Below are 16,946 nucleotides of genomic sequence, written 5' to 3'. Positions count from 1 at the left end.
AATAGTGAAAGTAAAATCTCTTAAAATATATGAATATGGAAATCCAAAAGAGGTAATAAGGGTTGAAAATAAAACCATTACACCTCCTACTCCACAGGCAATTCTTGTGCGTATGCTAGCAAGGCCGATCAATCCATCTGATCTTATACCAATATGGGGGAAATATGCTCATCGAATCACTTTACCAACAGTACCTGGCTATGAGGGCGTTGGAATTGTTGAAGCTGTCGGATCGCTTGTTTCGCCCAAGCTTCTTGGTCAGCGAGTGCTACCTCTACGGGGAGAGGGGACTTGGCAGGAAATGGTGAAAACCCAAGCTGAATTTGCTGTAGCTATCCCTACTGACATGGATAATTTTACTGCAGCACAAATGTATATTAATCCTCTTACAGCTTTAGTAACTTGTACAGAGGTTCTAAAATTACGATCGAGTGATGTTTTATTAGTGAACGCTTGTGGCTCAGCTATCGGACATATTTATGCGCAATTTGCGAAATTATTAGGTTTCCAGCTAATTGCGGTTACAAGAAATGGTCGGCATACGGAGGCCTTACAGCAACTTGGTGCCAACTATGTCATTGATACATCCTACATGCCCCTGAATGAGACGGTGATGGCATTAACAAATGGGCGAGGTGCAGATGCTGCCATTGATTCCATAGGAGGAGATGCTGGCAATCAACTTGCATTTTGTGTGAAACCTGGTGGGGAATTTTTAGCTATTGGCCTTTTATCAGGAGTACAGGTGGATTGGGCAAACATTGTGAAGGAAGCAAATGTCCAGGCAAGGATGTTTCATTTACGACACTGGCAACTTCAGTCGACAACAGAAAAATGGCAACAATTTATGCAACATCTAATCAACCTCGTACATAATGGGTCATTAACAATGATGAACGTAAATGCGTACTTTCCTTTATTAGACATTCACAAGGCAATAGACGCCGTTGAATTTAGCCATACTAATAAAGGGAAGGTTTTTTTAACAACCTAATAAAAGGAGAACACATGAACAACACTAGGCGAACTGCTGAATTTTAAGCTAGTTTTGTTAGTGTGTTTTTTATTGGAGAGAATTTATTGCGCGAGGAAATGGCTTAACAGGAGCTCATTTCTTATCAGGGGGAACTAAAAGGAATGCTCCATTATCAAGTGAAGTTCTGATTAAAAGTGTTCAGGCTAGTTTTGTGGTATAATTTTTTGGAATATAAAGGCTTGAAGGAGTGAGGTCAATGTTAAAAACAGAGGTATTTGAACAATTAAAAACAGCAATGAAAGAAAAAGATATTTTGGCAAAGGGTGTATTATCTCTTTTAAAATCGGCTTTAGATTTGGCTGAAAAAGAAAAGGGAGAGGCTTTAACAGCTGAAGAAGAAATGGCCATTGTAAATCGAGAGGTCAAACAAACAAATCAGGCTTTAGAGGGTGCTCAAAAGGCTGAACGAGCAGATTTAATTGAGAAAGAAGAAGCTAAATTAGTACTCTTGAAATCATTCTTACCAAAGCAATTATCGGAAGAAGAGATTGCTAAAAAATTAGTAGCCGCTGGTGTTGAAAAAGGAATGAATATGGGAGAGGCTATGAAAATTGCTAAACCATTACTTTCTGGTCAAGCTGAAGGTGCAGTGATTTCAAAAGTTGTGAAAAGTATTATTGCTTAATCTTCTACCTTCTTGGTAGAAGATTTTTTTGTTCTACTAAAAAACCGCTACACCTTCTTCAGGCATAGCGGTTATGTTTATTTATAATTTAAATTTCTGGATGATATGGCGAAGTTCTTGTGCCATCTCAGCTAAGTTATTTGAGGATGCAGTAATTTCTTCAATACTTGCAGATTGCTCCTCGGAGGCAGCTGCTACGTTTTGAATATTGCCTGATGATTGTACAGCTACGACTCCCACTTGCTCAACAGAAACAGCAATACTGCTAACTCCTTCGTTGATATTGGCCATAATGTTATTCACATGATCCATTTCCTTCGTCAGGTCTGTGATATGGGCATAAATATCAGCAAATGCTTCACCTGAGGCATTGAAGGTTGTAGAGCTTTCAGCAAGATTGCTACTGCTAATCGCCATTGATTTTACGGCTTGTGCAGATTCCTCTTTAATCGTTTCAATACGTGTACGAATACTATTTGTTGCATCTAATGATTGGTCTGCTAGTTTACGTACTTCCTCTGCAACGACCGCAAAGCCCTTCCCATGTTCACCTGCACGAGCTGCCTCAATCGAAGCATTTAATGCAAGTAAATTGGTTTGATCAGTAATCTGTGTAATTAATGTTACAATATCTCCAATTTCATTCGTGTACGTACTTAAGCGTTCCACAACAGTTGCAGATTCTTGAATAGCTTGAGATGTAACAGCCATTTTTTCAGTGGCATCTTTAATCGTAGTATTGCCTTTTTCTGAAATAGCTGACGCATCGAATGCCTTTTCAGTCACATCCGTAACGCTTGTAACAACCTCAGACATTTTGCCTGAGATGGATGTAATATGACTTTCGACTTCTTCAATCGAATAGGTTTGTTTTTCTGAACCGGCCGCAACTTCTTGCATAGAAGAAGTAATTTGCTGTATGGATGCACTTGTTTGCTCAGAGCTTGCCGTTAATTCCTCAGACATGGCAGCCACTTGCTCAGCATTTTGAGCAATTTGCTTAATCAATATACGTAGATCCTCTGTCATATTCTCAATGCCAGATGAAAGTTGAGCGATCTCATTGGAGCCCTTTATTTGAAGCGGTTCAACTGCTAATTCTCCCTGTGCAACTTGTCCTACATACTGAGTCATTTTTTTGATTGGTCTCGTAATGCCTACGCTAATGAAGTAAGCAACGATAATGCCTAAAATCACAAAAATAACCGTCATAATAATACAAATCCAAAGTGTTTCTGTTTGAAGTTTAGAGATAAAGGAAGCGTCCATATCTAAACCAAAAATAATATCTGTATCTTTGAATGGGATGAATATAGATTTATGGATACCATACTCATCTTTATAAATATCACTTGTTTGAATCGTTCCAGTGTTTATAGCTTCACGCATTTCTACACTAAATTCATAATCTTGTTGATGATTGTCCGTATCACTTAAAGCAACGATATGCTCTTTCCCATTTGCATTAGAAAGCACATAGGCATTTTCAATATCGTATTTTTTAACTGTTGCATTCAATTGATCTAATAATTTTTTATATTTATCAGGACTACCATTATCCGCAGCCTTGACATCATTTTTATCGATATTTTCAAATATAGTGCTCGATGTTATTTCTAATGTTGATTCAAATTGTTTAATAACAAAATTGTCGATAATGCGGTATGAAACAGCAAACATGACAATGCTAAATATCAACGAAATAATGGCTATCGGAATAGTAAAGCTAGCAATATATTTATAGAGTAAGGAACTCTTAAATTTATTGACGATACGCAATTTGAGACGCCTCCAATACTTGAAGCTTTTTCTGTAAGAATTGAATCATATTAGGGATATGCTCAGTCTCCGTATAAGGTGAAATGGAGAAGAACTTTGCCGCAGCCACTGGTACAAGTTGTGTTGTATCATTTGTAACAACTGTGCAAACTCGAGTTGTATCACCAAAGAATACTTCGTCTCGACCTTCTCCGATAATCTCAAATAAAGAAGCATTGATGGCATTAATACGTTCAATTTGATCTTGTGAATAGTGACCAGCCTGTTCTGCTTGCCAGTTCAAGCCATCTGGGTATAAACGGAAGGCAGTGACTGGACCAATATTCATTTCATTGACAACCTGTAGGCTTGGTATTTTAGCAGCTAATTGTGCACGGAATGCTAAATTCACGCGTACATAATTGGCTAGTATTTGTTGATAGCCTTCCTTACCGAATGCTTGTAAAGCAGCCAAAATGGCAATAGAGCTACCCATGCGAGAGCATTCTAACGTATAACCTGTATGATAGGAGCCATAGCCACGATTACCAACATAAGGTGTGTCAAAGTCCTCAATATCTAATAGTTGTAAGCTTTTTCCGTCTTTAATTAAGAATAAGCTAGTTAAATAAGGGGTTTGTCCAAGCTTTTGGAAATCAAAGCAAAGGCTATCTGCAATTGCTAGATGCTGCATACGTTCATGGATTTGTGACAGACCTTGTAATACATCCTCTTCGAATTGAAGAGGGTTTTTTTTGAAATCATAATCATTGAAAAATGCATAAAAACCACCTAAAGCTGAGTCAGCGTGAATATGTACTGGTTGTAGGTTGTACTTTTGCTCAAGGCTAGTTGTAACTTCTTTTACAGCCTTTACATCATCAATGCCAAATTGATCTGTTGCCCCTGTAGTTGCTACGACATAGACAGGAATACCGCCTTTTTCAATGACCTCAGTCATGCGTGCACGTAAGTCTTCTACATCCATGGAGTGATCTTTGCCTGCTTTTACACGTACTAGATGTTTACTGCCAATTCCTACTGCTTCAATAGATTTTAAAAGACTATAATGCGCGTTTTCTGAAGCAAAACAATATAAATTATTAGGAATACCATCTTCTTTAGCGTGTGGGAATTGCTTTGCAATAGCTAGACGTAATCCACTGAAAACAGCCCCTTGTCCACCCCATGTAGTATAGCCGAAGCTTTTTGTGTAATCATAGCCTACTAATTTAGACATCATAGCTACTACCTTTACCTCACACTCAGCAGCAGCAGGTCCATAAACATCCCATAAGTTATTGCCATTCAGAAGGGCATTTGTAAACTGACCTAATACGCCAGGAATGCTGGCCATTGGCAAAACATTTGTGACAAAGTTACGTGTATGGTAGGGATGCCCTTGCATTAATTCTGTTAATTCTTCTACCACTTGATCGAGGCCAACGCCAGTTGTCGGTACTTGATGGTCCTGCATAAGCTCTTGATAAAAATTAGCAGAGCGGTCTTTCATTGGACCTAGTGTCGTCTTATTTGGATCCTTTAACTTATCTAATGAAGAAACAATTTTCTCTAATAAGGATAAAAAATTCTCTCTTTGTTGAATATTTCCATCTTCGCTCTGGAATAATTGTTGGATTTTTTGCATCATCATCATCCTTCGTAGTTCATATTTCCTCTATTTTCAATTAAATAAAAATAGGTCCTTATACTAAAAGTATAATAGCATATTTTAGCAGAGATGGTGATTATATTTTACTGAAAAAATATATATTAACATTTCCGAAAAATCTAACATTTAGGAATTTCGTTGTTTAACTTTGTAATAAGGGAATATAGGATGTGTAAAATTTGTAAAAGTGGAATGATAGGAGAGTAAATAATATAAAATACTATAATGTTAATATTATAGTGAATGAACATGATATTGCTGCTTCATGACTATTGTTGACTAAGGAATCTGTCCTATAGTAGGCGCAGACTCCTAAGTATTTTTTTATTAATCGTTTTTGATGGTTAAAAGTTCATTAATCGTTACAAATGTGTAACCTTCGTCCATTAATGTCTGTAAAATCTCCTCTATGGCCATTAATTCATTACCCGTAGAATCATACATAGGGTGCATTAAAATAATGGAACCTGGTCGAATGTTTTCTTTTACATACCTCACTTTTTCATCAGCCTGTGTGAAAAACGTATCAGGTTCTAAGTTCCATGTAATCGTCTCTCGCTTATGTTTATTTAAATAATAGGGGAATCCAATTAGTTTTTTGCCGTATGGTGGTCTTACTACGATTGATTCCGTATAGCCAATATCGGCTATTAAGTCATCGGTTTTTTCGATTTCATGTTTAATAAAGGCAGGACTTTTTAATACCATACGCTTGTGTGAATACGTATGATTTCCAATTTGATGACCAGCCTCAGCAATTTTTCTCGCCTCCTCAGGCTGTCCTTCGAGATCCTTTCCGATTAGAAAAAACGTTGCTTTCACTTGATAATCGTCTAGTAACGATAAGATAGCATCGGTATTTTTAGTTGGTCCATCATCAAATGTCAACGCAACAACTTTGTCATTTGTCTCAACATGAGAGGTTATGTTTCCAAACAATTGATAATTGCGGGCATTCATTAGTTTATAGGCTGAAAATGCTAAAGCGAGTATTATTACGATGACAATTCCACTATAGGCAAGCTTACGTTTCATTGATATCTCTCCTTCTGATATGAATTTGCGTAGCTGAATTAATTGTTTTAAATGTATGTGATCACGTATTCTTTTTCAACGACATTTTTTGTTTGAATAACAAAAAAGTAACCATACTATATCGGAGGTGAAGACATGTATAAATTACTATCACATAACGATTTAGATGGCGTAGGCTGTGGGATTCTAGCCAAGCTAGCGTTTAACGATCAGGTGAAAATACGATATAACTCTGTTACAGCACTTGACCGCGAAATCGAGTTCTTTTTGGAAAATGAACAGTCCAAATCTTTTTTATTTATTACAGATCTTTCTCCGAATGAGGGGAACGAAAAAAGAATTGATGATTACTTTCAGGCTACTGGGAATGTGCAGCTTTTAGACCATCACCAAACAGCCCTCCACCTCAATCAGTACGAGTGGGGTAAGGTTGTACTGGAAGATGAACAAGGCCTTTTAACGTCTGCCACATCTTTATTTTATCAATATCTTGTCATGCATGGACTATTAGAAAAAACAGATGTTCTTACAGAGTTTGTGGAGTTAGTGCGACAGTATGATACATGGGAATGGGAAAGGAACGGAAATTATCAGGCGCAACGATTGAATGCACTCTTTTTTTAGTGTCTATAGAAGAATTCGAAGAGAAAATGCTGGATCGTTTAAAAGGTCAGTCTCATTTCCACTTTGATGAATTCGAAAAGAAAATTTTAAGCATGGAAGAGGAGAAAATAGAACGTTATATTCGCCGAAAAAAACGTGAGCTAATTCAAACAAATTTAGGTGACTTCTATGGTGGGGTTGTTTATGCGGAATCTTATCATTCTGAACTTGGCAATGAATTAGGAAAAGAAAACGTGCATCTTGATTATATTGCCATGATTAACATGGGGAGTAAAAGGGTTTCCTTCCGTACGATACATGATCATATTAATGTGGCGGCCATCGCAGCCTTGTTTGGTGGAGGAGGGCATCAAAAAGCAGCTGGGTGCTCATTAACAGTGGAGGCATACAAGCAATTTGTGCTAGAAACTTTCCACTTAGAGCCCATTCCTGAGGACGCAAAAAGAAATCGCTATAACCTTAAGGGCACCACCTTTGGAACCTTCTATAAAAATCACCACGATGAATTATTTCTTCTCTATTCAAATAATGAAATGGATTGGATCATTGAAATAAATAAAATTCCGCTTGAGCAAACCTTTATGAGCTTTAAAGATGCCGAATGGTATGTAAAGCGATATTACCAGGCTTGGCTAGTAAGGGATGATCTATTCGTGGACTATTTAATGCAAGAAGTAAATAAGGCTCGTCATCTAAAATAAAGGGATTGAATAATTCCTTTAAATACATATTGATTTTGTCCAACCTTCTTTCTATTCAGGTTATATAATGCTTCTTTCCTAACTACAATAAATCATAACTATTTATAAAAAAGAGGTGTACTTGTTGTCCGATGATATCTTTCGAGTTGTAGATTTAAATAAGGAAAATCGAGGACGCAAAAAATGGGGAATTGTTGTTGTATTCTTATTAGTCTTAGTAGTTAGTAGTTCTTCTTTGCTGTACTGGCTATGGGATAGGGAAGTGGATTTTGAAGCTTATAAAACAGAGGTAGGGGAAACAGCTAACAATAGTCTTGGGCGTTTAACGTTAAATGAAGTGATCATGGATGACAATCAAATTTTATTGAATGCGACCTTCGAGCCTGTTAAAGAGTTTAAGCCAGATCATCAGGTGTTTTTCTTTCCTCAAATACTTGTTAATGGTAAAGATTATATGGTTCGTAATGGAGGTCAGTCTATTGCAAAATCTGCAAATGTTTATACCATTTATAATAGCATCAAAATGGATGATTTCCCGACAGATGAAATTTTAGAATTGGACATTCGTTATAAAGATTGGAATGTAGAAACACGCATTGAAAAGCCGTGGGAATTTCAAGTAGAGGCATCACAAGAGCAATTACAAGAAGATCGACATGTTTTTTCAATCGATAAAAAAGTCAAACATATTGATCAGCAAGAGTTAATGATTGATCGTGTAGTTTCCACTCCTATCTCAACTACCATTTATTTTCATTCGGAGAAAAGTATCGTCAATGAGGCTCTGCTCTTTAAAATTCAGTCTAAAGGTGGGCAGTCATGGACTTTTGAAACACCCTATCCTTTAAATAAAGGAGGGACAAAGTGGGGAAGCCGTGTGGATGGACTATACTTATCTGAGAAAAATTATACGTTAGTTCCTGTCGATAAGGATGGGAGTAGACTTGATTCCACCATTAAAATAAAAAAAGATTAACGATGCATGAAAATTTACAAACTCTTAATTTGAAAGAATCACCTTTCCATGTATGATGAAAAAAAGATATGGAAAGTAGGTGAGAGTTTGCGAACGCTATGGGAGATTTTTTATGTTTCATTAAAGTTAGGTTGTACGTCGTTTGGGGGACCAACAGCTCATTTAGGTTATTTTCAACAAGAATACGTGCAAAAACGTAAATGGCTATCTGCCCAAGATTATAGTCAGCTTGTTATATTGAGTCAATTTTTACCAGGACCTGCATCTAGTCAGGTGGGTATGGGAATTGGTTTATTAAGGGGTGGTTTATTAGGGAGTGTACTTTCATTCCTGGGCTTTACACTACCCTCTGTGTTGTTATTGATGGTATTTGCCTATTTTTCCATGTATACAGAGTTAAAAATGGATTGGATACATGGTTTGAAGTTAGTAGCTGTGGCAATTGTGGCACAAGCAATATTTGATATGAGTAAAAAATTACTATCGACAAAATTACATGGGTTGATCGCTATAATGGCGCTTATCATCGTGCTATTATGGGTCCATCCGCTGGCACAAATAACAGCCATTTTACTAGCTGCTTGTATCGGCTTTCAACGAATAAAAAAAAGTAACGAGAGCAATGCACCTTTAGCGATTCATATGCCTATTTCTAAATCCACTGGTATTGCTTTATTAAGCCTTTTCTTAATATTGCTCTTTGGGTTACCGATAATGAGTACTTTGTGGAATCATGAATGGGTAACGATGCTTGAGAAGTTTTATCTAGCAGGGGCACTGGTATTTGGTGGAGGTCATGTAGTCTTACCCTTATTAGAGGCACAGTTTGTTCAAAGTGGACAAATGAGTACAGCGGACTTTTTAGCAGGCTATGGTATGACACAGGCAGTTCCAGGGCCATTATTTACATTTGCAGCTTATATTGGGATGGCTATTGCTGGTGTGCCAGGAGCGATTATAGCCATTTTGGCAATTTTCCTACCAGCATTTTTATTAGTAATAGGGGCCCTCCCTTTTTGGTTCAGCTTGAGCCGTAATATCCGACTAAAGGGAGCTATGTCAGGAGCCAATGCAGCAGTCGTCGGAATTTTGGTCGCTGCCTTTATCCATCCAATTGTGACACAAACTATTCAAAACGGATTAGATATTGTCTTTGTCGCTGTATTCTTATGGTGTTTGATGCGCTGGAAGATGCCACCATACTTATTGGTGCTTTTAGGTATAGTAGTCGGTATTGTTTGTTATACATGAATTGAACTAGTAGGCTAGAGGAATTTCTTTGGCATACTAGTTTTTAGTTTGTAGAAAAAATAATGGGGAAAAAATATGTGTAAACCCACTAGATGGTTTCATAGCGTTCCTTCTATTGATTCGTTATAATGTAGAAATGGAAAAGACTTAACGAGAAAGAAGGGAAAGCTATGGCACGAGGTGTTTACATTCATATTCCTTTCTGTCATCAAATCTGTAATTATTGTGATTTCAATAAATTTTACTTTAAAAATCAACCAGTGGATGAATATATAGAAGCACTTGGGAAAGAAATGGAGTTTGCAACAAAAAAAAATCCCGAAAGCTTTCGTCATATCGAAACCATTTTCTTGGGTGGAGGTACACCAACAGCATTATCGCCACAGCAATTGGACAAACTTCTAACATTAATTCGTACGTATATTCCAATGAATAGTGTGACAGAATTTACATCAGAGGCGAATCCAGATGAATTGTCTGTGGAGAAATTGCAAGTTTTGTTTGAGGGCGGTGTCAATCGACTAAGTATGGGCGTGCAATCCTTCGATCAGGAACTGTTACAAAAAATCGGACGGACACATAGTAACGAGCATGTGTATGAAACAATTGCAATGGCTAAAGAAATCGGCTTCCAAAATATTAGTATTGATTTAATGTATGGATTGCCAGGCCAAACAATGGTCCAATGGAAGGACTCTTTAGAAAAAGCATTAGCCCTTGATTTACCTCATTTCTCTGCTTATTCCCTTATTGTGGAGCCAAAAACGATTTTTTATAATCAGTATGCAAAAGGAAAGCTCCTTTTACCAACAGAGGATTTGGAAGCGGATATGTACGATGTTTTAATGCAGCAAATGGAATTGCATGGTCTTCAACAATACGAAATTAGTAATTTTGCAAAGCCTGGTTACCACTCGGAGCATAATAAAATCTACTGGGATAACGATGAATATGCTGGCTTTGGTGCTGGTGCCCATGGATATCTAGCAGGTGTACGTTATTCCAATCACGGACCATTAAAAAAATATATGGAAACTGTCTTCGCAGGGGAACTTCCAATTGTCCATGAGCATGAAGTATCACAGGCTGAAAAAAGAGAAGAGCAAATGTTTTTAGGACTGCGTAAAACTGAGGGAGTTAAGCACAAAATATATGTAGAGAAGTTGAAGGTACCGATCGTAGCTCATTATGATTCTGTCCTGAAAGAGCTAGTATCAAAAGGACTTTTAGAACATGATGATGTGGGTGTTCGCCTCACAAGAAAAGGGCGTTTTGTGGGTAACGAGGTGTTTCAACAATTTTTGCTAGAAGAATGAGCGATATCGTTGACATAAATTGTGGGATTTGATAATTTAATAATAGTATTAGCACTCCTCTTAGTTGAGTGCTAACAGAGGTGATAATCATGCTAACAAATCGGCAGTTACAGATTTTGCAAGTAATTATAGATGACTTTATTTTATCTGCACAGCCGGTAGGTTCTCGCCAAATCTCCAAAAAACAAGGGATTACATTTAGTCCAGCCACAATTCGAAATGAAATGGCGGATTTAGAGGAATTAGGCTATTTAGAAAAAACGCATACTTCCTCTGGTCGAGTGCCTTCGGAAAAGGGTTACAGATTTTATGTAGATCATTTGTTGAGTCCTCAAGGTATTAACTCGAGAGACATACAACAGATCCAATCGATTTTCAATGATCGACTTGTAGAAGTAGAGCATATTATCCGAAAGTCAGCCAATATTCTATCAGAGCTGACATCTTACACTTCCATACTATTAGGACCTGATGTTCAAAGACATCGTGTCAAAAGATTTTCGATTGTACCACTGTCTAGTGATACAGCAGTAGCAATTATCGTGACGAATAATGGACATGTTGAAAATCGCTTATTTAATTTACCACCTGATTTTACCGCTTCTGATTTAGAAAAAATGGTCAATATCTTGAATGATCGCCTAATAGGTGTGTCATTAGAAGAGCTCCATAAAAGCCTTGAAGCTGAAGTGTTGGCAGTTTTACAGCAACATGTTCGATCAGCGGATGATTTTATTCATGCACTCGTAACAGCGACCATGCAAAATCCAGAAAGTAAGATTTTCTATGGTGGTAAAACGAATATGTTTAATCAGCCTGAGTTTCATGATTTAAATAAAGTCCGCATGATATTGGACTTAATGGAAACGACCAGCCAAGTGCAGTCATTATTCCATCCAAATGAATCAGGCATTCATATTCGAATAGGCTCTGAAAATAAACAGCTAGAAATGGAAAATTGCAGTGTCATTACCACTACTTATTCTATTGGTGATGATCAACAGGGAGCCATTGCTATTATTGGCCCAACACGTATGGATTATAAGCGTGTGGTGGCATTATTAGACGTAATACGCTTGGACTTAACACAAGCATTTTTGAAGAATCGTAGTGAGTGATTATGAGGAGGATTCAAGTGACGGAAACAACTGAAAACAAAGAATTAGTACAAGATGATGTACAAGCTGAAACGACAGCAGAGGAAGTAGAACGCACAGAGGTTCAAGAAGAAGTTGAATTATCAGTGGAAGAACAATATGAGGCGAAACTTGCTGCATTACAAGCAAAGCTAGATGACGAGGAAAACCGACACCTACGTTTACGTGCAGATTTCGATAATATGCGTCGTCGTCAACAACTAGATCGTGAGGCTGCTGAAAAGTACCGAGCGCAAAGCTTATTATCGGATTTACTGCCAGTCCTTGATAATTTTGAGCGTGCATTACAGGTGGAGACAACTTCTGAAGAGACTGCATCTATTATTAAAGGAATTGAAATGGTGTATCGCTCGTTGCTAGACGCAACAGAAAAAGAAGGTCTGCAAGTGATTAAAGCAGAAGGTGAGCAATTTGATCCAAATATTCACCAAGCTGTTATGCAGGAACAGGATAGTGAAAAAGAGACGGGTGTAGTCTTACGCGAGCTACAAAAAGGATATATCTTAAAAGATCGTGTTTTACGCCCAACAATGGTATCTGTGAACGAATAGTCTTAGCACTATTTAGTCAATTAAAATTAGTGAAAAAACGCATCCCTTGCGTCGAATTAATAGGAGGAAATTTTAATGAGCAAAATTATTGGTATTGACTTAGGAACAACAAACTCTTGCGTTTCTGTACTTGAAGGTGGCGAACCAAAAGTAATTCCAAATCCAGAAGGTAATCGTACAACACCATCTGTTGTTGCATTTAAAAATGGCGAACGCCAAGTTGGTGAAGTAGCAAAACGTCAATCAGTAACAAACCCGAACACAATCATCTCTATTAAATCAAAAATGGGTACAGCTGAAAAAGTAACGGTGGAAGACAATAATTACACTCCACAAGAAGTATCTGCTATGATTCTTCAATACTTAAAAGGTTATGCAGAAGATTACTTAGGTGAAAAAGTTACGAAAGCAGTAATTACAGTTCCTGCTTACTTTAACGATGCACAACGCCAAGCAACAAAAGATGCTGGTAAAATTGCTGGTCTTGAAGTTGAGCGTATCATCAATGAACCAACAGCTGCAGCACTAGCTTATGGTTTAGATAAACAAGATCAAGATCAAAAAGTATTAGTATTTGACCTTGGTGGCGGTACATTTGACGTATCGATCCTTGAGTTAGGTGATGGTGTCTTTGAAGTATTAGCAACTGCTGGTGATAACAAACTAGGTGGGGATGACTTCGATGACGCAATTATCGAGTATCTAGTGGCTGAATTCAAAAAAGAAAACGGCATTGATTTATCAAAAGATAAAATGGCCATGCAACGTTTAAAAGATGCTGCTGAAAAAGCGAAAAAAGACTTATCTGGTGTAACATCAACACAAATCTCTTTACCATTCATTACAGCTGGTGAAGCAGGTCCATTGCACTTAGAGATTTCTTTAACACGTGCGAAGTTCGATGAAATTACTTTACCATTAGTAAATCGTACAGTAGGTCCAGTACGCCAAGCATTATCTGATGCAGGTCTTTCAACTTCAGAACTTGACCAAGTTATTTTAGTTGGTGGTTCTACTCGTATTCCTGCTGTACAGGAAGCAGTACGTAAAGAAACTAACAAAGAACCTCACCGTGGTGTAAACCCAGACGAAGTTGTAGCAATGGGTGCTGCAGTTCAAGGTGGCGTTTTAACAGGTGATGTGAAAGACGTTGTATTACTTGACGTAACACCACTTTCACTTGGTATTGAAACAATGGGTGGCGTGTTCACGAAATTAATTGACCGTAACACTACAATCCCAACATCTAAATCACAAGTATTCTCTACAGCAGCTGACAACCAACCAGCAGTAGATATTCACGTACTACAAGGTGAACGCTCAATGGCTGCGGACAACAAAACATTAGGTCGCTTCCAATTAGCAGATATTCCACCAGCACCACGTGGTGTACCTCAAATCGAAGTAACTTTCGATATTGATAAAAATGGTATTGTATCTGTAAAAGCGAAAGACCTTGGTACAAATAAAGAGCAAACAATTGTAATCCAATCTGATTCAGGTTTATCAGAGGCAGAAATTGAACGCATGGTAAAAGATGCAGAGGCTAATGCTGACGCAGATGCTAAACGTAAAGAAGAGGCAGATCTTCGCAACGAAGCTGACCAATTAGTATTCCAAGTGGATAAAACAATTACTGACCTAGGTGAGCAAATTACAGAAGACGAGAAAAAATCTGTAGAAGATGCTCGTGATGAATTGAAAAAAGCACTTGAAGCTGGCGAATTAGAAGGAATTAAAGCAGCTAAAGAAAAATTAGAAGGTGTTTTACAGCCATTAGTTATGAAAGTTTATGAACAAGCGGCAGCAGCTGCTCAAGCAGCACAAGGCGGAGAAGCAGACGCTGATGCTGGTAAAAAAGATGATGGTGTTGTAGACGCTGATTTCGAAGAAGTAAAAGACGATAAATAAGAATTAAACGCACAGTAAAGTGAAAAAGCCAAAGACCGCTTGCGGCTTTGGCTTTTGTCATGATGTAAGGTTATCTTCCTAGTAAAGGTACCAATTAAGAAATACTTGCATACGTTAACACCGGTAGGAAGTAAAGACCTCAAATTTATACAGACGAATACTCAAAAAATAAGGCAGTTTTATCGACTGCATGTTACAATAGATTTTATGCAAACAGAGCGGAGTGTGAATCATGGAGAAACGCGATTATTACGAGGTGCTTGGCCTAACAAAATCGGCAACAAAAGATGAAATCAAAAAAGCATACCGTAAACTATCAAAGCAATATCACCCTGACCTTAATAAAGAGCCGGGTGCAGATGAAAAATTCAAAGAAATCGCTGAAGCATATGAAGTATTAAGTGATGATCAGAAAAAAGCACGCTACGACCAATTTGGTCATGAGGATCCAAATGCTGGATTTGGTGGTGGCTTTGGAGGCGGCGGCTTTGGCGGCTTCGAGGATATTTTCAGTTCATTCTTTGGCGGTGGTGGACGTCGTCAGGACCCAAATGCTCCACGCAAAGGTGACGACCTGCAATATCGCATGAATATTAAATTTGAAGAAGCTATTTTTGGGAAAGAAACAGAAATTGAAATTCCTAAAGATGAAACGTGTGAAACTTGTCATGGCTCAGGAGCAAAGCCTGGTACACAACCTGAAACATGTTCGACATGTAATGGTGCTGGTCAAATCAACCAAGCAGTGGATACACCATTTGGTCGTATGATGAACCGTCGTTCGTGTACAACTTGTCATGGGACAGGGAAGATCATTAAAGAAAAATGTTCAACTTGTCGTGGAGAAGGAAAAGTTCAAAAACGTAAGAAAATTAAAGTGTCCATTCCAGCTGGTGTCGATGATGGTCAACAAATTCGTGTATCTGGTCAAGGTGAGCCAGGTATAAACGGTGGACCAGCAGGGGATTTATATATTATGTTCCGTGTTCAAGGTCATAATGATTTCGAACGTGATGGGGATGATATTTATTTCGAGTTGAAATTGACATTCCCACAGGCAGCACTTGGTGATGAAATTGAAGTACCAACTGTTCACGGTAAAGTAAAACTACGCATTCCAGCTGGAACACAGTCAGGTGCTCAATTCCGTTTAAAAGATAAAGGTGTAAAAAATGTTCATGGCTATGGTACGGGGAACCAGTATGTAACCGTGAAGGTGATGACGCCAGAGAAATTAACGGAAAAACAAAAGCAATTATTACGAGAATTTGCAGAAATTAGTGGCGATATCCCTGAAGAGCAAGGAAGTTCACTATTCGATAAAATTAAGAAAAAATTCCAAGGTGAATAATTAGAGGAGCTGAAGAGCTACGTGAAGTGGTCAGAATTATCCATTCATACAAAAAATGAAGCGGTAGAAGCAATTTCGAATATTTTGCATGAAGCAGGAGCAAGTGGTGTTGTTATTGAAGATTCTGCAGAGTTTGCGAAGCCACGTGAAGATCAATTTGGTGAAATTTATGCGCTAAATGAAGAGGATTTCCCGAAGGATGGCGTCATTGTAAAAGCTTATTTATCGGAGTCTAGTTTTTTAAATGAAACAGTCGAGGAAATTAAAGCAGCCATTACAAATCTAACGAATTTTAACATTGATATTGGTGAAAATGTAGTATCCATTGTTGAGGTTAATGAGGAGGATTGGGCAACTGCATGGAAGCAATACTACCATCCTGTCAAAATTTCTGAACGCTTTACCATTGTCCCAACATGGGAGCAATATACGCCTGTCTCAACAGATGAATTAATTATTGAATTAGATCCAGGTATGGCATTTGGTACTGGAACACATCCAACTACAGTGATGTGTCTACAAGGTCTTGAAAAGGTCATCAAAGAAGGCGATACGGTTGTTGATATTGGAACAGGGTCAGGCGTATTGTCTATCGGAGCGGCACTACTTGGGGCTAAAAATGTGCATGCTCTTGATCTAGATGAGGTCGCAGTTCGCTCTGCACAAGAAAATGTTGCCTTAAATAAAGTAGAGGACAAAGTAGCTGTTTTCCACGGTAACCTATTAGATACGGTTAAAGAACCCGCAGATGTGGTTGTCGCAAATATTTTGGCAGAAATCATTATGTCCTTCACTGACGATGCATTTACAATTGTGAAACCAGGTGGATTATATGTCACTTCAGGCATTATCGGTGCCAAACGCGATGATGTTAAAGTAGCTCTGGAAGCTTCAGGCTTTATAATTGAAGAAGTATTATTAATGGAAGATTGGGTAGCGATTATTGCCCGTCGACCACTATAACTTGATGGAGGAAGCGCCA

At 38.0% G+C, this 16,946-nt stretch carries 13 protein-coding genes and 1 pseudogene; 11 read left to right on the top strand and 3 right to left on the bottom strand.

All coding sequences use genetic code 11. The annotated features are described in order from the left end of the window. Positions 1-4 precede the first annotated feature (4 nt). Positions 5-994 (top strand): zinc-dependent alcohol dehydrogenase family protein, encoded by a 990-nt coding sequence (locus MKX57_RS16120; RefSeq protein WP_008179503.1) that lies wholly within the window; start codon positions 5-7, stop codon positions 992-994. A 238-nt stretch (positions 995-1,232) separates the two neighbouring features. Beyond that, positions 1,233-1,661, top strand: coding sequence for a GatB/YqeY domain-containing protein (locus MKX57_RS16115; RefSeq protein WP_008179502.1), 429 nt, complete (start codon positions 1,233-1,235; stop codon positions 1,659-1,661). An 81-nt stretch (positions 1,662-1,742) separates the two neighbouring features. Here the strand turns inward: MKX57_RS16115 and MKX57_RS16110 are convergent, their stop codons facing one another. From MKX57_RS16110 to MKX57_RS16100, 3 genes are all read right to left on the bottom strand, one after another. Further along, positions 1,743-3,440 carry a HAMP domain-containing methyl-accepting chemotaxis protein gene (locus tag MKX57_RS16110; protein WP_043990609.1) on the bottom strand — a complete coding sequence of 566 codons (1,698 nt, stop codon included), beginning with the start codon at positions 3,438-3,440 and terminating at the stop codon, positions 1,743-1,745. After that, positions 3,424-5,067, bottom strand: a complete 1,644-nt coding sequence (locus MKX57_RS16105; protein WP_090002551.1) for a pyridoxal-dependent decarboxylase — start codon at positions 5,065-5,067, stop codon at positions 3,424-3,426. Before MKX57_RS16105 ends, MKX57_RS16110 begins: the two co-directional genes overlap by 17 nt. A gap of 351 nt (positions 5,068-5,418) precedes the next feature. Then, complete coding sequence (locus tag MKX57_RS16100; RefSeq protein ID WP_008179498.1) at positions 5,419-6,126, bottom strand: polysaccharide deacetylase family protein; 708 nt, start codon at positions 6,124-6,126, stop codon at positions 5,419-5,421. A 135-nt stretch (positions 6,127-6,261) separates the two neighbouring features. Here MKX57_RS16100 and MKX57_RS16095 point away from each other — a divergent pair. From MKX57_RS16095 to prmA, 9 genes and pseudogenes are all read left to right on the top strand, one after another. Continuing rightward, a pseudogene (locus MKX57_RS16095) lies at positions 6,262-7,451 on the top strand (oligoribonuclease). A 115-nt stretch (positions 7,452-7,566) separates the two neighbouring features. Beyond that, positions 7,567-8,427 carry a DUF4179 domain-containing protein gene (locus MKX57_RS16090; RefSeq protein ID WP_239354973.1) on the top strand — a complete coding sequence of 287 codons (861 nt, stop codon included), beginning with the start codon at positions 7,567-7,569 and terminating at the stop codon, positions 8,425-8,427. A 48-nt stretch (positions 8,428-8,475) separates the two neighbouring features. Further along, positions 8,476-9,678, top strand: a complete 1,203-nt coding sequence (gene chrA / locus MKX57_RS16085; RefSeq protein ID WP_008179491.1) for a chromate efflux transporter — start codon at positions 8,476-8,478, stop codon at positions 9,676-9,678. 170 nt (positions 9,679-9,848) lie between these two features. Next, entirely contained in the window at positions 9,849-10,994 is a 1,146-nt protein-coding gene (gene hemW, locus MKX57_RS16080; RefSeq protein ID WP_239354972.1) for a radical SAM family heme chaperone HemW, read from the top strand. A gap of 89 nt (positions 10,995-11,083) precedes the next feature. After that, positions 11,084-12,112 (top strand): heat-inducible transcriptional repressor HrcA, encoded by a 1,029-nt coding sequence (gene hrcA, locus MKX57_RS16075; protein WP_008179487.1) that lies wholly within the window; start codon positions 11,084-11,086, stop codon positions 12,110-12,112. A gap of 17 nt (positions 12,113-12,129) precedes the next feature. Further along, the gene (gene grpE, locus MKX57_RS16070) at positions 12,130-12,702 is read left to right on the top strand and encodes a nucleotide exchange factor GrpE (protein WP_008179485.1); all 573 of its coding nucleotides are present in this window, start codon (positions 12,130-12,132) and stop codon (positions 12,700-12,702) included. A gap of 75 nt (positions 12,703-12,777) precedes the next feature. Then, positions 12,778-14,613, top strand: a complete 1,836-nt coding sequence (dnaK, locus tag MKX57_RS16065; protein WP_008179483.1) for a molecular chaperone DnaK — start codon at positions 12,778-12,780, stop codon at positions 14,611-14,613. Between the two features lie 232 nt (positions 14,614-14,845). Next, on the top strand, positions 14,846-15,964 hold the full coding sequence (dnaJ, locus tag MKX57_RS16060) for a molecular chaperone DnaJ (protein ID WP_008179481.1): 1,119 nt from the start codon (positions 14,846-14,848) through the stop codon (positions 15,962-15,964). A 21-nt stretch (positions 15,965-15,985) separates the two neighbouring features. Further along, entirely contained in the window at positions 15,986-16,927 is a 942-nt protein-coding gene (gene prmA, locus MKX57_RS16055) for a 50S ribosomal protein L11 methyltransferase (protein ID WP_008179480.1), read from the top strand. Positions 16,928-16,946 lie beyond the last annotated feature (19 nt).

It is taken from the genome of Lysinibacillus sp. FSL M8-0216, assembly GCF_038595555.1.
In the GTDB taxonomy this organism is placed as follows: Bacteria; Bacillota; Bacilli; order Bacillales_A; family Planococcaceae; genus Lysinibacillus; species Lysinibacillus fusiformis.
Note: the sequence above shows the minus strand (reverse complement) of the source record. Positions and strands in the feature narration are given on the sequence as shown.